Origin of the sequence: Corynebacterium sp. HMSC05D08 (genome assembly GCF_001807215.1) — a bacterium.
In the GTDB taxonomy this organism is placed as follows: Bacteria; Actinomycetota; Actinomycetes; order Mycobacteriales; family Mycobacteriaceae; genus Corynebacterium; species Corynebacterium striatum.
In genome coordinates, this window is sequence record NZ_KV788340.1 from 12,050 (window position 1) to 37,477 (window position 25,428).

The 25,428-nt window shown below is 57.2% G+C and carries 22 protein-coding genes and 1 pseudogene; 10 read left to right on the plus strand and 13 right to left on the minus strand.

Annotated features, from left to right (window positions below; translation table 11 throughout):
* Positions 1-95: 95 nt before the first annotated feature.
* From HMPREF3148_RS07710 to HMPREF3148_RS07735, 7 genes and pseudogenes are all read right to left on the minus strand, one after another.
* The gene (locus HMPREF3148_RS07710) at positions 96-1,910 is read right to left on the minus strand and encodes a helix-turn-helix domain-containing protein (RefSeq protein ID WP_070508967.1); all 1,815 of its coding nucleotides are present in this window, start codon (positions 1,908-1,910) and stop codon (positions 96-98) included.
* A gap of 278 nt (positions 1,911-2,188) precedes the next feature.
* Positions 2,189-2,305: pseudogene (locus HMPREF3148_RS14245) on the minus strand (FAD-binding oxidoreductase); the annotation flags it as partial.
* A 286-nt stretch (positions 2,306-2,591) separates the two neighbouring features.
* A complete protein-coding gene (locus HMPREF3148_RS07715) occupies positions 2,592-3,929 on the minus strand; it encodes a GntP family transporter (RefSeq protein WP_049151855.1) in 1,338 nt (445 codons plus the stop codon).
* A 2-nt stretch (positions 3,930-3,931) separates the two neighbouring features.
* Positions 3,932-4,828, minus strand: coding sequence for an NAD(P)-dependent oxidoreductase (locus HMPREF3148_RS07720; RefSeq protein ID WP_070508969.1), 897 nt, complete (start codon positions 4,826-4,828; stop codon positions 3,932-3,934).
* Positions 4,829-4,896: 68 nt separating this feature from the next.
* Positions 4,897-6,348: a four-carbon acid sugar kinase family protein gene (locus HMPREF3148_RS07725; RefSeq protein WP_070508971.1), complete on the minus strand. Its 1,452-nt coding sequence runs from the start codon at positions 6,346-6,348 to the stop codon at positions 4,897-4,899.
* A gap of 201 nt (positions 6,349-6,549) precedes the next feature.
* Positions 6,550-7,248 carry a FadR/GntR family transcriptional regulator gene (locus tag HMPREF3148_RS07730; protein WP_070508972.1) on the minus strand — a complete coding sequence of 233 codons (699 nt, stop codon included), beginning with the start codon at positions 7,246-7,248 and terminating at the stop codon, positions 6,550-6,552.
* A 344-nt stretch (positions 7,249-7,592) separates the two neighbouring features.
* Positions 7,593-8,822, minus strand: coding sequence for an NAD(P)/FAD-dependent oxidoreductase (locus HMPREF3148_RS07735; protein WP_083287746.1), 1,230 nt, complete (start codon positions 8,820-8,822; stop codon positions 7,593-7,595).
* Between the two features lie 311 nt (positions 8,823-9,133).
* On the opposite strand from HMPREF3148_RS07735, the gene HMPREF3148_RS13700 reads away from it, so the two are divergent.
* Positions 9,134-9,289 (plus strand): hypothetical protein, encoded by a 156-nt coding sequence (locus HMPREF3148_RS13700; RefSeq protein WP_160296073.1) that lies wholly within the window; start codon positions 9,134-9,136, stop codon positions 9,287-9,289.
* On the opposite strand, the gene HMPREF3148_RS07740 is transcribed toward HMPREF3148_RS13700, so the two are convergent.
* The 5 genes from HMPREF3148_RS07740 to HMPREF3148_RS07760 form a co-directional block, all read right to left on the minus strand.
* Positions 9,276-10,481 (minus strand): aminotransferase class I/II-fold pyridoxal phosphate-dependent enzyme, encoded by a 1,206-nt coding sequence (locus HMPREF3148_RS07740; RefSeq protein ID WP_070508973.1) that lies wholly within the window; start codon positions 10,479-10,481, stop codon positions 9,276-9,278. The two genes, HMPREF3148_RS13700 and HMPREF3148_RS07740, sit on opposite strands and share 14 nt — an antisense overlap.
* Complete coding sequence (locus tag HMPREF3148_RS07745; RefSeq protein ID WP_239662678.1) at positions 10,478-11,215, minus strand: 6-carboxyhexanoate--CoA ligase; 738 nt, start codon at positions 11,213-11,215, stop codon at positions 10,478-10,480. Before HMPREF3148_RS07745 ends, HMPREF3148_RS07740 begins: the two co-directional genes overlap by 4 nt.
* 209 nt (positions 11,216-11,424) lie before the next feature.
* Positions 11,425-12,015 carry a stage III sporulation AC/AD family protein gene (locus HMPREF3148_RS07750; RefSeq protein ID WP_049063021.1) on the minus strand — a complete coding sequence of 197 codons (591 nt, stop codon included), beginning with the start codon at positions 12,013-12,015 and terminating at the stop codon, positions 11,425-11,427.
* A 191-nt stretch (positions 12,016-12,206) separates the two neighbouring features.
* Positions 12,207-13,988 carry a DEAD/DEAH box helicase gene (locus tag HMPREF3148_RS07755; RefSeq protein ID WP_049063036.1) on the minus strand — a complete coding sequence of 594 codons (1,782 nt, stop codon included), beginning with the start codon at positions 13,986-13,988 and terminating at the stop codon, positions 12,207-12,209.
* A gap of 20 nt (positions 13,989-14,008) precedes the next feature.
* Positions 14,009-14,260, minus strand: a complete 252-nt coding sequence (locus tag HMPREF3148_RS07760) for a DUF3039 domain-containing protein (RefSeq protein ID WP_005529078.1) — start codon at positions 14,258-14,260, stop codon at positions 14,009-14,011.
* A 51-nt stretch (positions 14,261-14,311) separates the two neighbouring features.
* Between HMPREF3148_RS07760 and HMPREF3148_RS07765 the strand changes: the two genes are divergently transcribed.
* The 9 genes from HMPREF3148_RS07765 to galE all read left to right on the plus strand — a co-directional run bounded on the left by HMPREF3148_RS07765 (position 14,312) and on the right by galE (position 24,124).
* Positions 14,312-14,791: a DUF3099 domain-containing protein gene (locus tag HMPREF3148_RS07765; RefSeq protein WP_168712801.1), complete on the plus strand. Its 480-nt coding sequence runs from the start codon at positions 14,312-14,314 to the stop codon at positions 14,789-14,791.
* Entirely contained in the window at positions 14,788-16,449 is a 1,662-nt protein-coding gene (locus HMPREF3148_RS07770) for a DUF7782 domain-containing protein (RefSeq protein WP_049063020.1), read from the plus strand. Before HMPREF3148_RS07765 ends, HMPREF3148_RS07770 begins: the two co-directional genes overlap by 4 nt.
* A complete protein-coding gene (dtd, locus tag HMPREF3148_RS07775; protein ID WP_049063019.1) occupies positions 16,449-16,904 on the plus strand; it encodes a D-aminoacyl-tRNA deacylase in 456 nt (151 codons plus the stop codon). The genes HMPREF3148_RS07770 and dtd overlap by 1 nt, the downstream gene beginning before the upstream one ends.
* Positions 16,905-17,324: 420 nt before the next feature.
* Positions 17,325-18,680: an SLC5/6 family protein gene (locus tag HMPREF3148_RS07780; RefSeq protein WP_236081456.1), complete on the plus strand. Its 1,356-nt coding sequence runs from the start codon at positions 17,325-17,327 to the stop codon at positions 18,678-18,680.
* A gap of 51 nt (positions 18,681-18,731) precedes the next feature.
* Positions 18,732-20,108 carry an L-serine ammonia-lyase gene (locus tag HMPREF3148_RS07785; protein WP_049063017.1) on the plus strand — a complete coding sequence of 459 codons (1,377 nt, stop codon included), beginning with the start codon at positions 18,732-18,734 and terminating at the stop codon, positions 20,106-20,108.
* Between the two features lie 113 nt (positions 20,109-20,221).
* Complete coding sequence (locus HMPREF3148_RS07790) at positions 20,222-20,974, plus strand: helix-turn-helix transcriptional regulator (protein ID WP_049063016.1); 753 nt, start codon at positions 20,222-20,224, stop codon at positions 20,972-20,974.
* A gap of 178 nt (positions 20,975-21,152) precedes the next feature.
* The gene (locus tag HMPREF3148_RS07795; RefSeq protein WP_005529064.1) at positions 21,153-22,166 is read left to right on the plus strand and encodes a sigma-70 family RNA polymerase sigma factor; all 1,014 of its coding nucleotides are present in this window, start codon (positions 21,153-21,155) and stop codon (positions 22,164-22,166) included.
* A 290-nt stretch (positions 22,167-22,456) separates the two neighbouring features.
* Positions 22,457-23,137 (plus strand): metal-dependent transcriptional regulator, encoded by a 681-nt coding sequence (locus tag HMPREF3148_RS07800; protein ID WP_049192095.1) that lies wholly within the window; start codon positions 22,457-22,459, stop codon positions 23,135-23,137.
* Positions 23,138-24,124 (plus strand): UDP-glucose 4-epimerase GalE, encoded by a 987-nt coding sequence (gene galE, locus HMPREF3148_RS07805; protein WP_049063015.1) that lies wholly within the window; start codon positions 23,138-23,140, stop codon positions 24,122-24,124. It begins immediately after the preceding gene.
* Between the two features lies 1 nt (position 24,125).
* Here galE and HMPREF3148_RS07810 read toward each other — a convergent pair whose 3' ends face one another.
* Positions 24,126-25,244, minus strand: coding sequence for a DUF4192 domain-containing protein (locus HMPREF3148_RS07810; RefSeq protein WP_065420401.1), 1,119 nt, complete (start codon positions 25,242-25,244; stop codon positions 24,126-24,128).
* Between the last annotated feature and the right edge of the window lie 184 nt (positions 25,245-25,428).

Sequence of the window (25,428 nt, forward strand, 5' to 3'; positions counted from 1 at the left end):
GTGTGATGTGCAACTCAATCTAGTCAGAATCCAGCAGGACGCCAGAGGTTTCCTTAGGAGAATAATCCACCATTCAGCGTGACGGGTGTGTAAATCTACACACCCGTGTGGCTGCGGCCTCGCGCTAGCGCACGAATCCGGAGCGCAAGCTGGGTATCGAGGCTTCGCTCCCCTGTTGCCCAATCCTCCCCAAGGACCCGGCTAATGCGCTCGAGGCGCTGGCGCACGGTATTAACGTGGAGGTACAACTCGCGTGCGGTTCCGGGAATGCTGTGTCCGCTCAAGAAGAACTGGTAGGCCGTCGCCTCGAGCTCCGTGTCATGCGCGGCGTCGTACTCAACAAGCGCGCCCACACTACGCCTTACGAGCGTCGCCAGTGCACTCGGGTCCGCTCTCAGGATGAGCCCCACTGCACCGAGCGTATCTTCGGTGACGAGCTCGCCGCTCATGCCCAATGTGATCGCGGCATCGAGGTACGCCATCGCCGAATCGTGTGCCTCGTGCGCCTCCGTCACACCGGCAACGGGTGCGGCCGCAACGAAGACGGGCGCGGACGACTCCGCGACGAGCCGACGCACGGACGTTGCGACATCCCTATCCGGCTGAAAGAGCACGCAGTAATGCTGCTCATGACGCGTGACTGCCGACGCCCCATCGAGCAACCCATCCAGACGCATCCGGGACAGTGCCGGGTCGGCGCAGTTGATGCCGAGGAAATACAGCGACTCTGGTTGCGCGAGGTCGATGCCTGTCAGCCGTTTGAGACGCAACGCCTCTTCATTTCCGGCGGTGCCCACTGCGACGGAGTAGACAAGGTCATCAACCTTGCGCGCGGTGGCATCGACAAGCGCCTCGTTGAAGAGAGCGATGGCGGCGAAAGCCGCGGAGGCATGCCCCACGACGCGCAGCTCCACGTCGTTAATACCTTTGGGCACGCAGATCGCCCCAAGGAAACGCCCATGGAACTCGACCGGAAGCACGCTGCGATTATCCACGCTCCTCGTGTTGTTGTGCTTGCGTGCCGCGGCGATGGCATCCGCCCACTCGTCGCGCGTACCATCGCCCACGAAGGTAGATGATTCTTCTAGCCACAGCTCGACCTGCACGCCCAAGAACTCGCTAAGCACCTCCGCAAGTTCCTCGAACCGTGCATCGCCGATGAGGACTGCGAGCAGCCGGGAGTCGGCATCGGCAAGCTTATGCAATTCCTCGACGTGGGTGCGCAGTTCCAACTGCGAACGGCTGAGCTTCGCGACAGACTCGCCCTGGGCCTCGATGACGCGCGCCGTATCAAGTGCTACCGCCGTCATCGCGCCGAGGAGCTCGATAGCCATAATTTCATCACGCGAGTAATGCCGCGGGTGGCGGTCGCCGACGAGCAACGCGCCCACAGTCTTGCCACTGATGCGAATGGGCGCACCCAGAATGCCTCGTATGCCCTCGGCTTCCACCGCCTCATCCACGTAATCGACGTGACTGACCTCCGGATCCTCAGCGTGATCATATGTCCAGGCGGGGCGATTCGTGGCCGCCACTATACCCAAGATGCCAGTGCCGATGGGCATGCGGATATTCCTAAATTCCTCCGTCACAACGCCAGCCGTAGCAAGGATATTGGTAAACCCCGACTCGTCATCGTTAAGACTGATGTACCCAATGTGCGCGCCAATGATAGAGCGCGCATGGCGCACGATGGCGTCAAGCACGTCATTCGACGCGCGACCCGCATTGAGCATTTGCGAGACTTCCAAAATCTTCGTCGACATGACGCGCCACGTGCGGTTGGAATCGATGGTGTTTTCCAGCATGCGCAGCGCCGAAAGCTCGTCCTCCTGCAAGGGCGCGAGCAAATGATCAGGGATGGTCACCGAGCTATTGAGTCTGCGCAGGATTTCGCTCAATGCTGACACGGCGTCCTCCTTTCCCTTCGCACACGCCTGTGATACGTGTCCATCTTGGCACACGCAGAGACTACGCACTGGCGTTTTCGCAGGCCCACGTCAGGCGTGCCGGGAGCTGGCGCTTTCGACACATTCCCAACCAATGTCGACTCCGGGCTACTACATGCTCTCGCTTGAACGGGCCTGACCCCCGAAAAGTGGACACGTCGGGGGTCAGGCCTAGGCGCGCCGTTGGAAGATTCCTACGACGCCCCTTTCGGTTCAAAGACGATGAAGCTCGTCTTCGACTAGCGCAGCGGGCCAAAGTCCTCAATCTCCGGCAGGGTCTCCCCTGTCTCGATGAGGTGGGCCAGTGCGCGGCCGGAGGCTGGGCCGAGGACGACGCCCCACATGCCGTGGCCGCCCTGACTTAGTTCATTGACGGGTGCATGATCCGGTTAATGAGGGACTCTGCGGTGACTTGGTTGGGTATAAATATGTCCCAGTCACTCGCGCCGGTCTGTGAGATTTCCTCGAAGGGTGTGCCCTAGCCGTTGCGAACGGCGCCTTCGGCCTCATGGACAAAGCCCTCGGCCTCCAGCTCGTATTTGAAGTCGATGATGAACGGGCTTCCTCGTCCATCCACGAGTCGACACCGCCGTCGACCACCTCGTCGTAGACGTCGAAAGGTAAAAGGCATCTACCGGTTTCTTAAACGATGGCGTAAACGCCCCACGTCAGAAGGAATCCGGTTACTCCAAATACAGTCGAAAGAAGCGTCCACGACTTAAGCCCCTGTTTCACTGACAGCCCCAAGTACTTGGTAACAATCCAGAAACCAGAGTCATTGATGTGCGATAGACCAAGAGCACCAAAACCGATTGTCAACATGACCAACGAAGTCTGAGCAGTGCTAAGACCGGCATCAATAATCGGCTGATTAATCAAACCCGCCGTTGTAAGCATCGCTACCGTAGCGGATCCTTGTGACGCGCGAAGTGCCAGCGAGAGCAAGAACGCCATGAGAATCAACGGCATATGTGCGTTCACAAGGATGTCTGATAGAACTTTTCCAATACCGGATTCCACGAGAACGTTGGCGAAGCCACCGCCAGCACCAGTGACAAAAATAATGACCGCCACTGCCGGAAGCGCTGAATCCATAACGCTGGCTCCCCGTTCGAGGTTCCAATGCTGCTGGCGACCGATGAAGAACCACGCAACGATCACAGCTATCAGGAGCGCGACCGGAGAGCTGCCAATGAAGCTTACGAAAGCATTCACCGTCGTACCTTCTTTTGTCAGCATCGCACCGGTAGTTCCCACCATGATCAGAACAATCGGAAGTAGGATCAGACCGAGGATGAGAAACGGCGACGGTGCCACTCCAGTCGGGCCCATGTCCTCGAGCTCGACAGGAGACTTGTCGCGCTCAATCTTCTCAACTTTCAGTAGCTTGGCTGCAAAGAAACCGATCGCAGTAGTGATTGCCGCGATGGGCAAACCAAACGTAAGCATCATGCCCACATCCGAGTCTAAGACCCCAGCTACCGCGACTGGTCCCGGGTGCGGTGGAAGCGTGACATGGACAGTTAACAACGCGCCAGCAACCGGCAGACCGATCTTGAGAGGATTTTGCTTGGCTACCGCCGAAAATCCAAATATTATCGGCGCGAGAATAATGAATCCAACGTCGAAAAATACGGGGATGCCTAGGATGAACGCAGCAAGCGTCACCGCGCCGGCGACTTTTGCGGGACCAAGACGAGTCGTAAAGTATTGAGCAACCGCCTCCGCACCACCGGATACCTCTATCATCTTGCCGAGCATGGCACCAAGGCCGACCACGACAATTACTGATCCAAGCGTTTTTCCGACACCGTCGGTAACGGTGGAAACCGCGTCTCCTAAAGGGATACCGGAGCACAAAGCGGTGGCGATAGATACACCGATTAAAGCCACGAAGGCCGGTACCCGTAGCCAAATCACGAGCAATAGAAGGACCGCGACTGCTACGACGCCGAGTCCTAGGAGCGCCATGCCCGTCACGGTTATGCGTCCTGTGCCTTGGCCGGAGCCACGATACGGATAATTGAGGAATCATCCATAGCACCTTGTCCACGGACAAGGCCAGCGAGGTACTGCTGTTCAGCAGCTGCCGCAAGCGGCACACCAATTCCCGCCTTCTTGGCTGCAGCAGTCACAATACCCATGTCCTTAACAAAAATATCCAGGCGACTCTTCACCTCAGCCCCGTCACCGTCATAAGCCTCCAGCATTCGCTGGCCACGATCGCCGAGCATGAACGAGGAAGCAGCGCCGCTCATCAATGCATCAAGCGCCGCGGCTGGGTCAAGCCCCAAACGGTCCGCGAGAGCTAGAGCCTCTCCTGCAGCAGCTATGTGTACGCCACACAAGAGCTGATTGACAGTCTTTAGCGCCTGCCCTTTACCTGGGGCATCTCCAACGATGACCAAGTTAGAAGCCATCTCTTCCAGTACCGGACGAATCTGTTCTACGACGGTAGGTTCTGCGCCAGCTGTCACCAGCAAGTCGCCTTCTCCTGCGCGGACTGGACCACCAGAAACCGGAGCATCCACGATATTCAGGCCGATTTCTTTTAGCCGTTTTGCGGCATTTTCGACAGCTTCGATACCGACTGTAGAAGTCAACAGCACTACAGCACCCGGGGTCATGTGGGAAGCAATATCTCCGTCACCGAAGAGGGCATCAAGAAGCTGTGCTTCGTTTCGGACGGCGAGAAGAACGACATCCGCGCCCTCGGCGGCATCTGAAGCGTTTGTATAGGTCTCGATACCGGCGGCCTTAGCGAGCTCCAGACGCGGTTGAGCGATGTCGACGCCTCGAACCGTGAAACTCTTGGCAAGATTCGTGGCCATAGGAAGTCCCATAGCTCCCATGCCGACGACAGTAACAGTGAAAGACATTGTATTCTCCTAAAAAGTGTTGAGATAATTGCTTATTTGCGTAGAGATCCAGTTAGAGCATCGAAAGACTAACTGGAAGTACTCGCAGACAACGTGTCCACGCCCTCAGCAAGCGACGCATCAGTTCCGACATTGCCTGCGAAGACAATGTATGGGACACCTGTCGCCGGACCTTCCTGGGTGGTCCAGAGTGAGATGATGCCGGGTTGCATTGGTCCGATGACTATCGCACGAGTCATTTCGAGTCCCTTGGAAGCCACATCCGATGAGGTGATTCCGCCTTTGGCGATAACGAAGCGTGGAGTAACTCGGTGAACGACTTGATTTACGGTGCCGACTAAGGCAGCAGAGACGGCACGGGCGATGGCGAGCGATTCGTCGCCATCTTCGCCCTTAACCAGTTCACGGGAGGTATGAAACACAACGTTTCCAGCGGCCAGCTTGGCAGTGACGGTATCAACAAGCTCTGCGAGATAGACTTCGCTCCCGTCACTCAAGACACGGCGAACGTCGAGCTCGACCACGGCAGGATTGTTCCTCTCGAGAAGTTGATGAAGCTGTCGTGTCGTCGTTGGCACGTGAGACCCCACCACGATGAGTCCGCCCTCTGCAAATTCTCCTTGCGTGGAGGAATGTCGTGCTGCTTCTATCCGTGCCGGGGTCAACGGGGCCGGAACACCCTGACCAATTCGAGCTCGGACAAAAGGAGGGCCGACGCGGTAAATGAAGTGCTTCCCTTGCGCCTCTGCTTTGATGAGCCCGAGCGAGAGCAGTCGTAAATCATCCTCCGTCACAATGTCTGGGACGACAGGCTGGCGATCGTTTGCTTGGACAAGAACCTCAGCGATTGCGTCAGCACCGGCGCGGATCACGTTCAAATCAAGACGTAGTACTTGGGTTGCTTTCACTGCACCGCTAGTCTTCTCTTCAATCCACTCAGGGAGGCGGGAGTTGGTATAACCGAAGGTCGCGTCTTCCGCAAACTCGGTCTCGCCCACCGGCTTGAAGCCTTCTGCAGCACTCCCCGCGTAATGAGTTGAACCGACCGTAATACGACCAGCATCTCCGAAAGCCGGGACAATAACGAACCCATCGACGGTCGCACCATGAGCTTCAACTTTGTCGGCGAGGGTATCTGGCTCAAGCGGGTAGTGCCCACGCAATGTCGAATCGCTGCGTGAAACGAATGAGATACTAATGCCACGAGCATCGGCAGCCGCGAAAGCAGCATCAGCGACTTCCCTATTGATAGCCTCCGCGTCGACTGGTGCCAACGAACGAGAATTGGTCATGACGTAAATGGCTGGTGCATTTTGCTCAAATGCCCATGCAAGATCAGCTTCAGTCCAGCGCGTCAATACCGGTAAGCCCGCAACGGATTGCGTACCAGTTGGATCATCATCCAAGACAATCAACACTTGATGCGGGGCAGCATCCACGGCTTCACGAACCTCATCTGCAGAAACCTCGACGCCTGATGCGTAGCCTGCTGTAATCTCCGCAAGTGATTGAATGGTCACTCTAACTCCTTAGTGCTTAGACCTCTGAGGACTTGAGGTTAAGACTAATGCCCGCGGCAGGAACAGGGAAGTACTTTTCTGTTTTTCACCCCCGCCAACCCGCCGCATCAAAGGGTTAAATACGGTGAAACACTACGTAAACAGCTGATTGTCGTTACAAACTTTCCACTTGCAAACGGCCAATAGTGGCCCCCAAATGGGTTAATATTCTCCCACCAACCGCTGCAAATCATCAAAAGTCTGCGCCATGTGCGCGCGCATCGCGTTCTTTGCTCCTTCTTCATCACTTGCCTTGATTGCAGAATAAATTCGGCGATGATGTTCTTGCGCACGTTCGGCGACCTCCAATACTGCGCTTGTCCGCAGGCGCGATGTCGCCAGCTCCCCCTCGAGAGGGATCATAAGCGCAGTAACGACCGGGTTCTTGGTGGCTTCAAAAACTGCATTGTGGAATTCGACGTCAGATTTCGCTATGCCAGCGACATCATGAGCTTCCAAGGCCGCGTCATAAGCATCAAGTGCCGTCTGCATTCGATCTAAATCACTATCCTCAGCACGCGCTGCTGCATGACCACAAGAACCAACTTCGATCATTCGACGCACCTCGGTGAGATGGAAACCGACTTCACCGGGAGATAAAGTTCGAGAAATGAAGTCGACGCGGCTGCGCACATCGCTCCAATGATCAAGCGGAGCAACGAAAGTACCTCGGCCATGGACTACTTCCAGCACTCCACGATCTGCAAGTGTGCGAACGACCTCACGCATTGTTGGGCGCGAAACGTCAAGAAACTCCGCTAGCTTCGCTTCACCCGGAATCACTTGTCCTAGCTCGAATTCTTTGTCAGCAATAGCTTGCATTATGCGATCAACGCCCTGAGTGACACGGTCCTTACGCATGATGACAATCTCCCCTACACTGCAGTCCTCTAAGGTTTGCGTCCAATGACAACAACTACTTATACATCATACAAACAACTCCTCAGAGGACCGGGGTTTCCGTCTAGTTGTTGAAAGGTGCATACCTCTTCACACCTCGCACGCTCTCCTAAATTGGCGCAGGCGAGTCTTCTCCGCTGAGTTTGCCGGATAAGATCCGGTGCCCTACTCAAACTCAGTCCCCGTGTGTTCCGGAACGAATGTTATAACAGCAGTCGCATGATTTGTCAGATTAAAATCTAACTTCCGGAGCAATGTCAAAGAACACCGTATCTCGCGCGGTGAAGTCGATGGCAACTTGTCTACTAACGCAGCGGGTCAAAGTCCTTAATCTCCGGCAGGGTCTCCCCTGTCTCAATGAGGTGAGCGAGGGCGCGGCCGGAAGCTGGGCCGAGGACAACGCCCCACATGCCGTGGCCGCCGGCGACGTAAACGTTCGGCGCCTTGGTTGCACCGATGAGAGGCAGGCCGTCTGGGGTGACTGGGCGGCTGCCCACCCATTCGTCCTGACGGTCATCGAAGTTGATGCCAGTGAACATCTCACTTGCGTGCTTAATCATGGACTGGACACGCTTGGGGTCGAAGGGAGCGTCGGCATCGCGGAACTCCATGGTTCCGGCGATGCGGAAGCGGCCCTGGTACGGGGTGCAGGCAAGACGCTGGGCTGGCAGGTAGACCGGATAGTCGATGGATTTCTCGCCGGTGTCGACGCTGAAGGAATAGCCGCGGCCTGCTTGTACGCGGGTACGCACGCCAAGGCGGCGAGCGAGCTTCGGCAGCCATGCACCAGTTGCGATAACCACGTTATCCGCCTGCAGGCGCTCACCCGTGGAGAGCTCAACTACTGGCTTGCGGGTGGACTGGACATCCACCACGGAAGCACCGGTGCGGATTTCGACGCCGCGGGAGCGGAGGGCGTCGGCAAGCTTGTGTGCAAACGGGCCCGGCTCGAAGTAGCGCTGGTTGCCCAGCTTGAATACGAGGTTCACCGAATCAGACAGGTGGGGGACAAAGTCGCGAGGATTGGAAATCTCCTCGAAAGGCACTTCCTGGCCGTGGCGTACGGCGCCTTCGACCTCTTCGATGAAGCCGGCGGCCTCAGCCTCATTCTTGAAGGCGATGATAAAGGGGCTGTCCTTGGTCCAGGATTCCACGCCACCCTCAACGAGCTCGTCGTATGCGCCCAGCGCCTTCAGGTTGATGGGAGTAAGCGCCTTCATGGTGCGGTCCCAGGCGCGCTGGTTCGCGTTCGCCATGAACCGCACACCAAAGTCCACGACCTTGGGGTCCGGAACCAGCGGCACGTGCAGTGCTGCGTTCGGGTCGAGGAATGCCTGAGGGGTGTAGCGCCACAGCTCACGATTTGCCAGCGGGATGGTCTTACCCGGGCTCAACCAACCGGCGTTGCCCCACGAGGAGCCGGCTGCCACGCCGTCGCGGTCAATGACCGTGACCTCGTGTCCGGCTTTACGCAGGAACCAGGCGGTGGACAAACCCACCATGCCCGCGCCGATAACGATTGAATGATTTGCCACCACTTTCTGCTCCTTAAATAGTCACGGTTTTAGCCAGCCCCTGCATTGGCGCAAGCTAGGTTCTATGTCACATATTAAGACAATTGTGGGAAATGCTACTACATCCCATAGACCGCGACACCCGTTATGAATAGGCACAGTTAAATAACCAGAAACATTAGAAAGCTGAGCAAGAATGAGCAGTGACAATAATTAAATAGCGCCTCCCTATTAGCTCTAGAAATCTCGAAACTTGGGCCCAAGGTAAGGAATGGCAAATAAGCGAATCGGCTTGACCCAAGCACCGAAGGCTGAAGCAAAGAGGAGCAGACATGAAGGACATCAAGGTCAATCGACTCATCACCCTGCTTCTGGGAATCGCTCCAGCCACCGGCGAAGTGATGAGACTTCCGGCCTTGCACATCGGTATGTGGGAGGTTCCGCTCGTTGTGGCTTCGGCGCTCTTTGTGATGGTCACTTTGTGGTGAGCACCGCGGTCGCACTATTGAGGCAGGGGCCTACGGCATCGACAATGAGCGCAATATCTTCCTCGGAGTAGTCAGCATGAGCCGTAAGTCTTAGCAATGCCTGTCCGAGCGGTACCGACGGATAGCGGATCGGAGAAACAATTACTCCCCTTTCAGCTGCCTGTGCCGCACACTCCATAGCTGCGCCCTCAGCGCCTACCGGCAAGACGATAATAGGTGCGGGCGAGTCCACCACTTTCCAACCGTTCGCCCGCAGACGCTGCCGAAGGTTGCGCACGACGCGGGCAAGCCGTTGCACTCGCGAAGGAACGAGAGCTAACGCCGCACTGATGGTGGCTGCCTGCGATGGCGGCATGGACGTTGAGAAGATGTAGCTGCGGCAACGTTGGCGGCATAGCTCGATAAGTGGCTCACTGCCCGCGACGAAAGCGCCCGCCACACCTAAGGCTTTGCTCGCGGTACCGATATAGATATCCGGCAAGGGCAAATCGAAATGCTCACAAACGCCGCGTCCATTTCTGCCAAGTGTGCCGATCCCGTGCGCGTCATCGATCATCAACCAGGCGTTGTAATCCTGAGCAAGTTTCTGAAGCGCATGGAGATTCGCAAGCTCGCCGGACATGGAAAATACGCCGTCACTGACAATCAATCGGCGCTCCGATGCATCGGCAGCAAGCTGCTCTTCTAAGGTTTTCACGTCAAGGTGCGGATAAACAGATGACCGGACCCCTTGGTAGCTCGACTTGGCCAGCCGGATGCCGTCGATGATGCTCGCATGATTATCAGCATCAGAGAAAATAGAAAGTCTCTCGCCACAATCTCGCGCAGCTGCAGCAAGCGCAGGGATTACTCCCATGTTGGCGTGGTAACCCGAACCAAACACGAGCGCTGCCGGCGCACCGACAAACCCAGCCAGATCACGCTCGAGCGCGACGTGATAGTCACTCGTACCCGTGGTCAGACGCGATCCTCCTGACCCCACCCCGGCGCGCAACGTTGCTTTGTGGGCTGCGTCGGCAAGCGCGCGATTCGCCCCGAGCCCCAGGTAATCAGACGATCCCGCAAGCAGCGTTTCACGCCCATCGACCACGGTGTGCGGACTTTGACTACCGCTAATGATCCTTTCGGCTCTTTCCAGACCACGCTCACACCACGAAGTATTGGAACTGAATGCCCAGTCTTCCAGGCTCATTGCCAAGAACCTTCCACGAGGACCGGCTTTTCACGCAGCCACTGCTCTGTCGCCGGAAGTACACTAAGTGCGCCTGAATAGAACAAGACACGTCCTCCTTGTTTCCCGCCTTCAGCCTTGACGTTGCGCAAAGCCGTATAGGAACCTTCGACTGCAACATAACCCGTGGTGTAGCTCGGGTCATCGGAAATACAGACTTCCGCGACAATGCCCGGCGCAGCAAGAGCCTTGGATGCTAAAGCAACGGCATCAGCCCGATGGTTCTTCGACTCGGCACAAAGGAAATCAGCCCAATCAAATGTTCCCACCCGAACGCCACGTTGCCCATGAGTGTCTAGACGCTCACCGGTTTCAGCGCAGACAATGCTCGCACCGCGCATATCGCGGGTGCGGTACAGAAGCTCGATACCTCGGCGGGCTGCGCTCTCGGAAACACGGTTGTTCCTAGTGAGCACGGTTATCATCGCTGTTTGCGCAGACTCCGGGTTCTCGCAGTCCCGTGCACTAACCTTCAAGGCGCTGACATGAGCAATGTCGCTTGCTGCTACCGCCCGCGTAGCAATGTTGATGGAATCCGGCACGCCCTTCTCGTGCCGCAACGCACGAGTAGCAAGCTCTGAGCTCACGCGAGGAACAAGGTGCGGTTCTACGATGCGTTCTGCACCCGAGATATGCCTACCTTCAAGGCTTGCACGCATCTTAATACTCATCAGCACAGTCGAGGTTTCTGCCATGCAGGTATCGTAGCCCAGCATCTTGAACACCGTTCAATAATTATCGAAACAGGGTTAATCCCCTCTCCTCGTTCCGCTCGGAAACGCACTTACCGATGCCAAGTGACAGTGCGACTTCCACGAGACATTAAGAACCCCCACGTGCCTTCCAACCACGTATGTGGTCGGGGCTCGTGGGGGTTGCTTAGTGCAGTGTGTGGGTATTTCCCCTACTGCTGCGATGCGGTGCCCAGGGTTTCTTCCATGCAGGCCTGCTGCTGGGCAGGGTCCTGCAACTCCAAGCACTTGGCGGCGCCGGTGTCGCCGAGGATCTTCACGCCGAGGGCCATGATGACGATGGTTCCAGCGAGGGCCAGGATGGAAGTAATCAGGCCGACGATGGACATCCAGGTGCGGCGCAGCTCCTGCGGGCGATTGCGGCCAACGATCAGCGCGATGATGGAGACGATGATGCCGATTGGGCCGAGCAGCAGCGGCGGAACAATCAGCAGCAGGGACAGCAGCGCGATGATGCCGATGACCATCGCCCAGATAGCAACGGCGTTCTTCTTTGCTGGCTGGCTATCGGCACCAGCGTAGGCCGGGTAGCCGGCGCCAGCGGCGGTTGCGTTCGTGCCGTAAGCATCGTGGGAGGCGTGGTCGTGAGCGGTGTTGTCTACGCCGTAGTTGTTTGCGTCGTGGGCGTACTCCTCGTTCGCCTTGGAGGTTGCCTCACCGTAGGAGGGCAGCTTGCCGGTGCTGTCGCTGCTAAATGGGTTGTTTGCGTTGTACGGGTTCTCTGGGTTGTTCGGGGTGGTCATGTGGTTGGCCTCCTTGGGGCAGCCCTAATTGCGTGCCCTTTATCCAATATGTGCGTTTAAGAACTTATGCGTTTGCAATCGCTTGCGGCCACGTTACTGACGGAACCTGTGAATTCACTGACAAGTGTGCTGTGGCTTGTTTTGTGACGTGGCGGAGTTTGTGGCGCGGCCGAGGTTAGACCGCACCACTGCTACCACTTGCGCAGGTAATCGATGCGCTGACGCAGTTGCTCGGCGTCGCAAAGCGCGGTGGGTGGGCCGCCGCAGGCCTTGCGGACCTCAGTGTGAATGGCGCCGTGGGGGCGGCCGGTGCGCTGCGCGGTAATGGAGACAACGGTGTTGAGCTCCTTGCGCAGGTTGCCAATCTCATCCACCACGCCGGTGGATTCTTGGTTGTTGGCTGGTTCCTCACGGCGCTTCGGGGCGTACTGCATGCCGTAGAGCTTGCGGCGCTGTTCCTCAGCAGCCTCAGCAGCCCGGCGCGCCTTCTCCTCTGCTTCGCGGCGGTCGAGTTCCTCCGACTGCTTCTTGCGCAGCAGGTCCTTGACCTGGTCGGCGTCGAGAAGCCCGGGGATGCCCAGGAAGTCCGCATCGACGTCTTCGGTGATGTCGCCGGTGTTGAACTGCGAGCCGTTAAAGAGCAGGCCGGAAAATTCCGCCTCCGCGCCGAGGGCCTCGTAGGAGGGCTCGAGCATGTCGGGCTCAGACTTCTTACTATTGGCCTCCGCTAACAGTTCGTCGTCCCAGCCCTCTTTATCGGGGCTCTTCTCCTCACCCAGGACATGGTTGCGTTCTTTTTCCATGTTCTCAGCAAGGCCCAGCAGCACCGGCACGGAAGGCAGGAACACCGAGGCGGTCTCACCGGGCATACGCGATCGCACGAAGCGGCCGATTGCCTGCGCGAAGAACAGCGGAGTCGAGGCCGAGGTGGCGTAGACGCCCACCGCCAGGCGAGGGACGTCGACGCCCTCAGACACCATGCGCACTGCCACCATCCACTCGTCGGTGGACTTGGAAAACTCTTCAATGCGGTCCGAGGAGCCCGGGTCATCGGACAAAATCACCGAGACCGGGGTCGAGGAAATCTGCTTCAGGATCTTCGCGTAGGCACGCGCGGTCTGCGTATCGGTAGCCAGCACCAGGCCGCCGGCGTCCGGCATGTTGCGACGCATCTGCAACAGACGCGTGTGTGCGGCCTGCAGCACCGCCGGGATCCACTCGCCCTTCGGGTCCAGCGCCGTCTTCCATGCACGGGCTGTCTGCTCAGGGTTCAAGATATCGCCCAGGCGGGCCGCATATTCCTCACCCGCGGAGTCACGCCAGCGCGCCTCGCCAGAGTAGGACAAGAACACAACGGGGCGCACGACGCCGTCGCGAAGCGCATCGCCATAGTTATAGGCGTGATCCGAGCGCGAGACCAGGTGGCCCTCGCCGTCTTCCTCGTAGCGCACGAAAGGAATCTGCGAGTCATCCGAGCGGAAAGGCGTACCTGTTAGCGCCAAGCGGTGTTCGACGTCGTCATAAGCCTCGCGCACGCCGTCGCCCCAGCTCTTGGCGTCACCGGCGTGGTGGATCTCATCCAGGATCACCAACGTACGGCGCGCCGAAGCCACCGCGCGGTGCTTGAACGGGTGCATGCCCACCTGGGCATAGGTCACCACGATGCCGTCCATCGCCGGGTTCACGGCAGAAGAATTCGAGAAGTGCGGATCCAGCGCCAAGCCCACGCGCGCGGCCGACTGGGACCACTGAATCTTTAGGTGTTCAGTAGGCACCACGACGATGACGCGCTCGACCGTGCGGTCTTCCATCAGCTCCGTGGCAATGCGCAGCGCGAAGGTGGTCTTACCCGCGCCAGGCGTTGCCACGGCCATGAAGTCCTGGGGCTTTTTGGCCAGGAACTTATCGAGGGCGGCCTGCTGCCAGGCACGTAGCTTTCCGTTGTTGGCGAATCTTCTGGGGTTTCGAGACACAGAATTACCCACCGGGTGGCTCACTTGCGTCGCAGCCCCTTGTACACGCGCTCACAATCCGGGCACACCGGGGAGCCGGGCTTTGCCTGCTTGGTTACGGGGAAGGTCTCGCCGCACAGTGCAACGACGTACTTACCGTTGACGGCGGAGTCCAAAATCTGGTTCTTCTTCACGTAGTGGAAGAACTTTGGGGTGTCATTATCAGTCGTCGACGAATCCTCACGGATGTCGGGACGTTCAATCGTCTTAGTCGTCGTACTCACCCCACCCATAATGCCGCATTGGTGTCGAACTTCGCACCTCGCACGTCTACCCTTGTACGCATGTCCTCAAAGAACTCGCGCGATAGGTCCGGTTATAGGCCGAAGGCCACCCCACAATCGGGGCGTTGGTCTCCCCGCCGCGCTTTTCGACGCCGCGAAGCTCACCTCATCACGGACGCTCAGCTCTCCCCAGGCCAAGACCGCCACAGACGTGAGGTCATCTACTCGATCCTGCAGTTTCTGCGCGTTCCTTCTCTGCTGGTAGGCGGCGTCCTCATCTATTTCTACGATGCGTGGCTTGTCGCGACGCTCATCATTGGCGTGACATTCCCGCTGCCGTGGATTGCGGTTGTCATTGGCAATGGCAAGGGGCAGCCGAAGGACAAGAGGGAAAAGAACGTCTACAAACCGGCTCTTGCCCGCCAGATGGCACAAGCTCAGGCGCAGCAGATTGCCAATCAACAACGCAGGGCGATCGAAGATCAGCCAGTTGAGACCATTGACCACGACATAGATTTCGACGAAAAGGACCCACGATGACTATCTTTGGCCCTGCTTTCCAGCCCGAGTACCCAGTGGCCGAGGTTGCCGCAGAACTCAGCGAGTTTCTCACCACGCACGGCTTCACCGCCGATGGCATCGCCGGACATTTGGGGCCGGAGTACACGGAGGCTATGCACCGTGGCGAGCCAGCGGCCGTAGCCTTAGGTGCTGCAGGCGATACCACTCTCGACGCCCTCATCCGCCTGTTTATCCTGCACGATGCTGTCACGCCGGAGCAGCTTTCCGTCGTCCTGAGTGCCAGGCTTGCCACCAAACTACTGGATGCAGGCATCGCCCAGCGCAACGACGTTGGCGAGGTCTACATTGCCTATGACATCCGGCCGCACATCATTGTGGGTGAGAATCGACTAGTCTTTTCCGACGTCGATGCCGGGCTCGTCGATCATGTACCCGGCCCAGGCCACGTCCTAGGCGTCGGTGCGGCTAGCCTCTCGCTTCTCCAGTCGACTCCGCTGACTCCAGTCGAGTCCGCCTTGGACTTGGGAACGGGTTCAGGTGTACAGCTACTGGGTCAGCTGTCGACCGCAGAGCATGTCACGGCGACCGATCTGCACGAGCGAGCCCTTGAGCTGGCACGCGCGACAATCGCAGCGGCAGGCGCAGACGCAAGTGACAAGGTAGAACTCCTGCAAGGCTCCTGGTTTGAGCCGGTTGCAGGAATGAGCTTCGACCGAATCGTTGCTAACCCTCCCTTTGTGGTGGGTTTGCCTGAGGTTGGCCATATTTATCGTGACTCGGGGCTCAACCTCGATGGCGCCAGCGAACTCGTGGTCTCCCAGGCAGTTGAGCACCTCAATCCGGGTGGCAGCGCGCACGTCCTTGCTGCCTGGGTGCATCAGGGCGAACAATCCTGGCAGCAGCGTGTGGCATCTTGGCTGCCCGATACTGGTGTTGCCGCATGGATCATCCAGCGTGACGTGGCTGATCCTGCGCTTTATGTATCGACGTGGCTCAAGGACGAATCCGTAGACGTTCGCTCGCTAGAAGGACGCGAACGCGCCCGGCTGTGGCTTGAGCACTTTTCTGCACACGATGTCACCGGAATTGGATTCGGATTCGTGGCCATCCATAAAATCGGCGACGACGAGCCCTCCGACATCCTTGCCGAATACATGCCACAACCGTTCACAGATCCACTGGGACCAGAGGTAGAGGAATATTTCGCGCGCATCGCATGGCTGCGCAACCTCGTCCCTGGCGAAATCGAGACCAAGCACTTCCAGGTCCGCCCTGGCGTAGCACGAGAAGACATCGGTCTTCCAGATAGAGAGCTCGGAATGGGTTTCTCGCCGGCAGCGTTGCGTTTAACCCGCACGGAAGGACCACGGTGGTCCCACGACGTCGACAAGCACATCGCGTCCATCGTTGCAGGACTCAACCCGCACGGTCTGAGTTTGGGAGAAACAATCGAGCTCTATGCCGCAGCCCAGGGCTTCGACGAAGAAGAACTCGTGGCCTCGGCGATTCCCGCAATGGTCGATCTCATCCGCCATGGGCTTATCATCCCGACAGATCTCTTAGCATTCACCAACGTTGATACCGCTTCTGCAAGCGGCGTCACCACTGAAGGAGACCGCGACGATCTCCAGGGAGATGCCCGCTCCGACAACTCGACTGACCAACAGGGGGATTAATGCGAGCCGTTCTCACGCGTGTTTCTCACGCATCCGTAACCGTAAATGGTGAGGTCGTGGGGGAAATTGACTGCCCAGATACCGGTGGAATTCTGGCTCTGATTGGAATTTCTCGCATTGATACCGAGTCCTCGGACAGTGAGCTCGAGGCTGCTATTGAGAAAATGGCACGCAAGATCGCCGAACTGCGCATTCTTGAAGGTGAAAGAAGCGTTGAGGAAGCTGGCGCTCCAGTGTTGGTCGTCAGTCAATTTACTTTGTACGGAAAGACTGCCAAGGGCCGTCGTCCTTCCTGGTCCGATGCCGCGCCGGGAGAGAAGGCAGAACCCGTAATTGAGAGAATCACTGCAAAACTTCTCTCACGGGGACTCCATGTTGAGACCGGAAAATTCGGGGCAATGATGGATGTTTCATCCGTAAATCAGGGTCCATTCACCGTTCTCGTGGAGGCCTAAAACTTTCCCAGAGCCCAATCCCCTAACGCGCGCAGGCTTTTCACCTGCGCGTTTTCTATTCGACTATGTGACACCTCACTCCACCCATCAGGTTGTTGAACAACGCACAGACTGACGCAAAAATCAAATTTTAGAAGAGTGATAAAAAACGTGCTTGCAATACGATAATTTATTATCACTTCTCACCGATGCGGGTTTATGATGGAATTACAGCGAAGCAAAAAGGGCTGAAACTGCAGGACAAAGAGCAAAACGTCCGAAGGCAGTTGCAGAATTGCAACCGAGAGAAAATTCTCAAGGCTTGCAAGGTTGCACCAAGCTCTAAAGCTTCGGTCGACCATCTAGAGACGCAGGAGAAAGAAAATGTCTCACTCAGTCTTGCGGAACAACACCGCGAATCACCCCGAGAATAAGCCCAACATGCCGGAGAGCCTCAAGACCTCCAAAGCATTGAAGGCCGAACAGTCCACTTCCGCTGACTCATCGCAGTCACCATTCTCCGGAACCACCGGCGCCCCAAAGTGGAACAAGACAGACCTCACCTGGATGCTGTCACTCTTTGGCACCGCAATCGGCGCCGGCGTCCTGTTCCTCCCCATCAACGCAGGCATCGGCGGCATCATCCCACTGCTCATCATGACGGTCGTGGCACTGCCAATGACCTACTGGGCGCACCGTGGCCTCACCCGCCTGGTGCTCTCTAGCTCCAAGCCAGAAGGCGACCTCACCGACGTCGTCGAGGAGCACTTCGGAATTAAGGCAGGCGTGTTCATGAACATCCTGTACTTCCTCTCCGTCTACCCGATTCTCTTGGTTTACTCCGTGACCATCACCAACACGGTTAATTCCTTCCTCCAGAACCAAATCGGTATTACCCCGCCGGCACGCTGGCTGACCTCCCTCCTGCTGGTCGGTGGTCTCATCCTCATCGTCCGCATGGGCAAAGATGTCATCGTCAAGGTCATGTCTTGGCTGGTCTACCCGTTCATCGGCGTTCTGGTTCTGCTATCCGTCTACCTCATCCCGAAGTGGAACACTGCACTGTTCGATTCCTTCGACCTGAACGTTGCTCGTGAAGCTTCCGGCCACAGCTTGGGCGTCACCCTGATGCTCCTAGTTCCGGTTATGGTCTTCTCCTTCAACCACTCCCCGATGATTTCCTCCTTCGCAGTTGACCGCCGCGAGACCTACGGCAAGTTCGCTGAGGTCAAGGCACGTAAGACCCTGCTGCGCGCAGAAATCCTCATGGTCGTCGTCGTCATGTTCTTCGTCTTCTCCTGCGCTCTGGCGCTGTCCCCAGCTGACATGGCAGAAGCAAAGTCCCAGAACATCACCATCCTGTCCTACCTGGCTAACCACTTCGATACCCCGATCATCCAGTGGATTGCACCGATTATCGCAATGGTCGCTGTTGCAAAGTCCTTCCTCGGCCACTACCTCGGCGCTGCTGAAGGCTTCGAAGGCCTCATCCTCAAGGGCAACAAGAACCTCGAAAAGGACGACGCTGCAACCGCTCGCAAGCTTGGCACTATCACCCTCATCTTCATGCTGGTTACCGCATGGCTGACCGCTTGGGCAGACCCATCCATCCTGGGCATGATTGAAACCCTGTGTGGCCCGACGATTGCACTCATCCTCTTCCTCATCCCGATGTGGGCAATCCACAAGGTTCCCGCACTGGCTCGCTTCAAGGGCAAGGCTTCCAACTACTTCGTCTTCTTCATGGGCCTCATCGCCCTCGCCACCATCATCTACACCATCGTCCAGGCCTTCTAGGTCAGAGTACGAACCGGAAATCTGGAAACTCTGAGGATTCAAGGAAAAGCAATGTTCATCAGCATCTTCGATATGTTCAAGATTGGCATCGGCCCCTCAAGCTCACACACGCTTGGCCCAATGAAAGCTGGCAAGGCGTTTGTTGATGAGCTCAAGGAAAAGGAACTGTTCGAGCACGTCACTCGCATTCAAGCTAATGTCTACGGCTCCCTGTCTCTAACAGGTATCGGCCACTCCACCGACAAGGCCATCCTCCTGGGCCTTGCCGGGGAGGAGCCGGAAACCGTTGACATTGACGGGATCTCCGAGTTCGTCAAGAACATCCACGCCTCCGAAAAGCTCATGCTTGGCGGTACCCGCGAAGTTGACTTCCCGAAAGAAGGCGGCTTCTTCTTCCACAATGAATACCTACCGATGCATGAGAACGGCATGTGCCTCATCGCCTTCGACGGCGACGAAGAAGAACTCCTGCACAAGACCTACTACTCCATCGGCGGCGGGTTCATTGTCTCCCAGGAAGACTTTGCCAAGCGCGGCGAGGACAACATCAAGGTTCCTTATACCTACGCCAGCGCTGCTGAAATGCTTGCCCTGTGTGAGACAAACAACATGACCCTCCCAGAGTTGGGCATGGCTAATGAGCTTGCGCTTCGCTCCGAAGAAGAAGTTCGTGAGCACCTTCGCAAGGTTCGCGACGTCATGTACACCGGCATTGTCCGCGGCTCCTCCTCCGACGGCCCGCTGCCTGGTGCCCTTCTCGTTCCGCGCCGCGCGGCTGCCCTAAAGCGTCGCTTGGAAAAGGAAGAGCCGCATGACGGCTTGAACATCCTCAGCTGGGTCAACATGTTTGCACTGGCAATCTCAGAGGAAAACGCATCATGTGGCCGCGTTGTCACTGCCCCAACCAACGGCGCCTGCGGCGTTGTTCCAGCAGTGCTTGCGTACTACGACAAGTTTGTCGAGCCGGTTACCGAGGATATGTTTGCGGACTACATCTTCGCTTGCAACCAAATTGCTTCGCTGTACAAGATGAATGCATCCATCTCGGGTGCAGAGGTCGGTTGCCAAGGCGAAATCGGTGTTGCCTGCTCAATGGCCGCAGGTGGCTTGGCTCAACTCATGGGTGGCACCCCAGAACAAGTGTGCGTAGCTGCCGAGATTGGCATGGAGCACAAGCTTGGCCTGACCTGTGACCCAGTCCTCGGCCAAGTACAGGTCCCTTGCATTGAGCGTAATGCTGTGGCTGCAGTTGACTCAATCACCAGTGCCCGCATGGCCCTCGAACGTGAGAGCAAGCCATGCGTCAGCCTCGACGAGGTCATCTGGACCATGTACAAGACTGGCAAGGACTTGAATGCCAAGTACCGCGAGACTTCACAAGGCGGCCTCGCGTTGGCTGTTCATCCTCCAATTCCGGTGTGCGGCTAGCATTCCGAAGTCACCCAAAGGGCGGGTGAACACAGCGCTACGCCGCTCGTGTTCATCCGCCTTATCTTGTGCTAATATCTATCCATCTATCTAAATGTCAGGAACACAAGGACATGCTTCAACTGATGAATGAGCTCAACAGTCACGGCATTGACCAAGATTTCCTCGGGCAGTATGTACCTCTCGTCGAATTTCTAGGCCAAGCCTTGGGCCCAAACACTGAAATCGTCTTGCACGATCTCGATGTACCGGACCAGTCCATCATTGCAATCGCAAATGGCCATATTTCAGGACGCAAAATCGGCGGCCCGGTCACGGACTTCGCTTTATGGTTTATGAAGCAAGGCGACGCAGCCGCAGTACCCATGATGACCGGTTACCGGGCTGTCAATGCTGAGGGAAAGATTTGCCACTCCTCCAGCTATTTCCTCCGCGATTCGACTGGCCACATGCGCGGCATGCTGTGTATTAATGTGGACATTTCGGATCTTGTTGCTATCCGCAACGCTGCCAACTTCCTCATTGGCAACACCGAAGAAGCCAAGGACAAGACCCAAGCCTTCGGCGGATACCCAGGCACTCAGGTCGCTCAGACCATTGTCACCCAGCCCGCTGCCGAGGAAGAAGCGGTCAGCGAATCTCTCCGCGACAACGTTGAGAATTTGCTCGAATCGATGCTCGATGCCGCTATTGCAACCCAAAATGCCCCCGTTGATCGCATGCAACGCGATGAACGCATCGAGGTTGTCCGCACCCTGGAAGAAAACGGGTTCTTCCTCCTCAAAGGTGGCATTAGCGCAGCAGCACAACGCCTTGGGGTCTCCGAACCCACCATCTACCGTTATCTAGTCAAGGTGCGCAATTAGGTACCTCGCTCCACGCTTCTAGCGCCTTTGGGCAAGCCCCTCCCAGACCCTCCCCCATTTGCGGGGAGGGTCAGCCCCTTTCCGGCATAGAACTCGAAAAATTTTTAGACACGGGAACTAAAAGGGTCCGAGGGCCGTTGTACATGTTGTAACAAGCCGCAACCTCAGGAGGCTCGACATGGCCAACAAGTCCGACAGCACCGCTGCTGACCTTGGTAAAGACTCACTCGCAGAAGAGCAGGAAGTTGATCGCGGTTCGCGTCGTAATCAAACCAATGACAATCCGTCCGCCGATCTGGTTCGCGTTTATCTCAACGGCATCGGCAAAACTGCTCTGCTCAGCGCCGAAGACGAGGTAGAGCTCGCCCAGCGCATCGAAGTTGGCCTTTACGCAGAGTACAAACTCGCGAATGCAGAAAAGATCACCCGCGCCGAAAAGCGCGACCTCAAGATCTTGGTTCGCGAGGGCAAGAAGGCTCGTTCCCACCTGCTGGAAGCAAATCTTCGCCTCGTCGTTTCATTGGCCAAGCGCTACACCGGTCGCGGAATGCCGCTCCTCGACCTAATCCAGGAAGGCAACCTTGGCCTAATCCGCGCCATGGAGAAGTTCGACTACGCCAAGGGCTTCAAATTCTCCACCTACGCAACGTGGTGGATTCGCCAGGCCATCACCCGCGGCATGGCAGATCAGTCGCGCACCATCCGCCTCCCAGTCCACTTGGTCGAACAGGTCAATAAGCTCTCCCGCATCAAGCGCGAGATGTACCAGTCCTTGGGCCGCGAAGCCACCAACGAAGAGCTCGCTGAAGAGTCCGGTATCGAGGAGTCGAAGATTGAGATGCTTCTGCGCCAATCCCGCGACCCTGTTTCCTTGGATATGCCAGTCGGCACCGATGAAGAAGCACCACTCGGCGACTTCATCGAGGATGCAGAAGCAACGGATGCTGAAACCGCAGTCGTTGCCGCAATGCGTCACTCCGACATCCGTGGCGTCATCGAAACCTTGGAAGAACGCGAGCAGGATGTCATCCGTTTGCGTTATGGCTTGGACGACGGTGTCCCGCGCACGCTCGACCAGATTGGCCGTAAATTTGGGCTTTCCCGCGAACGCGTCCGCCAGATCGAGCGCGAAGTGATGGCAAAGCTGCGAGACGGCAATCGTGCGGATCGCCTCCGCGAGTACGCGCTGTAGACTTTCCCACGCATTTAAGCCCACAAATCCTGAGATGACAGACCCTGCCTGAGAAATTCCCATTTATAGGGAATACCCGGTAGGGTCTTTGCGTTTAATAGGTAGGTGGGTAACCGCCCATACTGCCCGGCTAAGTAGTAAATGCGATTAGACCTAAGCTACTTAGATCACAAAGTGCGGTATTGTTTAGTTATTGTTCGAAGGCACCGAGCTAGGTGGCCACTCTTCTCTCCGAGGAATGGTCGGCAGCATTTTCGGCGCTCCCTATCATGCAGAAAGGGTTTGCCCACGTGAGGGACCTCGTTGATACCACTGAAATGTACCTGCGTACTATTTATGAGCTTGAGGAAGAAGGCATCACGCCGCTGCGCGCCCGTATCGCTGAGCGTCTCGAACAGTCAGGTCCTACGGTGTCCCAAACTGTCGCTCGTATGGAACGCGATGGTCTGCTCCGCGTTCGCACTGACCGCAGCCTAGATCTCACTCCCGCAGGTCGCGAACTAGCCACCGCTGTTATGCGCAAGCACCGACTTGCAGAGCGCCTGCTTACCGACGTCCTCGGGCTCGACATCCACCAGGTCCACGACGAGGCCTGCCGCTGGGAACACGTCATGAGTGAAGAAGTGGAAAAACGCGTTGTTGCTGTACTCCCTGATTCCACCCGCTCCCCTTTTGGTAATCCAATCCCAGCTCTTGATCAGCTCGGCGCTGAAGACAAGGATATTCCAAGCGGCACCCGTGCCATCGATCTGCCCAACGGCGAAGAGACTCCCGCAACAATCATGCAGATCAATGAGATTCTGCAGGTAGATACCGAGACCTTCCGCCAAATCTACGAAGCAGGAGTCGTTGTCGGCGCGCCCGTCACCGTCGTGAACAACAATGGCACAGTCACCCTCACCACCGAGTCTGGTGCCACCATCGAACTACTTGATGATCTCGCACACGCAATTCGTATTGAGGTGAAATAAGTGAAGCTTCTAGTCACCGGCGGTGCCGGTTACGTAGGTTCTGTTTGCGCGGCAGTTCTGGTCGAAGAAGGCCACGACGTCACGATCATTGACAATTTCAGCACCGGCAATCGCGAAGCCGTCCCCGCCGGGGCACGCCTTGTTGAAGGTGACGTAGCCGATGTTGTCGAAGAGGTACTTGCCGAAGGTGGTTTTGAAGGCGTAGTCCACTTCGCTGCCCGCTCGTTGGTCGGCGAGTCGGTAGAGATTCCAGCAGACTACTGGGAGCACAACGTAGTCACCTCCCTCAAACTTTTGAACGCCATGCGTGCGCACGGCGTAAAGAACCTTGTTTTCTCTTCCACCGCTGCGACCTATGGTGAACCAAAGCAGGTTCCAATCACGGAGGATATGCCGACTCAGCCTACTAATCCCTACGGTGCGTCAAAGCTGTCCATCGACTACATCATCACGTCTTTCGCCAAGGCCTACGGTCTCGGCGCTACCTCGCTGCGTTACTTCAACGTCGCCGGTGCATACGGCTCTATTGGTGAGAACCGCGCCATCGAGACCCATCTCATTCCGCTGGTACTCCAGGTGGCGCTTGGCCACCGCGACAAGATCTTCATGTTCGGCGATGACTACCCCACCGCCGACGGCACCGCGGTCAGGGACTACATCCACATCCGCGACCTCGCAGATGCCCACGTTCTGGCGCTGAAAACCAACACCGAAGGCACCCACCGCATCTACAATTTGGGCTCTGGCGACGGTTATTCCGTCAAGGAAGTCATCGAAATGTGCCGCAAGGTCACCGGCCACGAGATCCCTGCGGAGATCGCACCCCGGCGAGCCGGCGACCCAGCCACCCTGGTTGCGTCCTCCGAGAAGATCAAGGCAGAGCTCGGATGGAACCCCACTCGTACTGACCTGGAGACCATCGTCACCGACGCGTGGAATTTCACCAAGGAACTGGGCGACAAAGCACACTCCGCAAAGCGCGTCTAGCTCAAGCCACCTCCCCAGCGCCTTCAGCGTCGTGCCGCGCCTGCCCGACCATCTGACGCGCCACGTCGGACGCTGTACGCAATACATCCACCAGTTTCTCCGAAAGCCCAAGGCGGAAGATCTGATGCACCAAACCACCCAGCGAATGTTCTGGCGCTTCCTCGGTTAAGACGTTTAGAGCAGGGCCAGCTAGTTGACCGCGATCAAGCTGCATCTGAATAATGGCATACAGCGCGAGCGCGTTATACCGGATGACGCCCTCAAAGGTGCGGGCAGTGGCAAGGAGGAGCACGCTTGCCTTGTCTGGCTGTTGGCACAACTGCGCGATGACTAGGTCCCTGGACCACGTGGTAGCCATCCAGGTGGCACATGTCTCGAGAGCCTCGACGTCGCCAAGCGTGGCGTCTAAATCGTCGAGACAGCGCAGCTGCCACCATGCATCACCCAGGAAGTCCTCAATGGCAGAGTCCGGGTCATCATCACTCAGCTCTACCTCCGCCCGAAACTGGCGCGCGTGGGCTAAAGCTCGTTTCGCGATCCGCTTAGATTCCTCGCGCGACAGACGAGGATTATCACGCGCAAACTTCTGATAGAGCTCTTCCCTACTAAGCTCAGGAATGAGCTCCTTGCCCACGCAATGCTGCATGGTCGGGGCGTCGGTAAGCGCTGGGATCGGCCCCTCCCGCCACTTCTTCATGGGACCATTCCCCTCGTGGTTTACCACCCCGAAGAGAATCTCGTAGCGCGCGCCCGTAACAATCTCAGTGGTGTGCCACGCTGCATCGATATCCATTCCGTGCGTGTGCTTATGCAGCGCATACATCCATTCAGCGAGCGCTTCCACCTCGTCCATGGGGCGTTCAGTGATAAAGAACGCGAACACGCCCTCGGTTTGGGGCGAGACAATGGTCTCCCAAATTTCCGGCAAGGCTTCCTGGGCATCGTCAAAATCGATTCGAGCAACGGGTCCCATTGCCATCCCCTGTGGGCAAGGCTCGAAGGTCATGAATATGACGGAATCCGTGGGATAGAAACCTAGAGCTCCAGGTACGTTGGCAAGGAGATGTCCCGGCGTATTGATGGGTGCAGATGATTTGCGTTGGTTCAAGTAGTTGGTCATGCACCTAGGGTGCGGGAAGCATGCAAGCTACTTCTAGGTTCATTTTGGCCAGCGCCTAAGTTTTGTGGATAACTCACCGCGAGGCCACGCCAATTTCAAGGTTATCCACAGCCATTTGGCGAATTTCTAGCGTAACTTGTCTGTATAGGGCAAGATCAAGAAACCAACCTTTCAGCACAGAGCT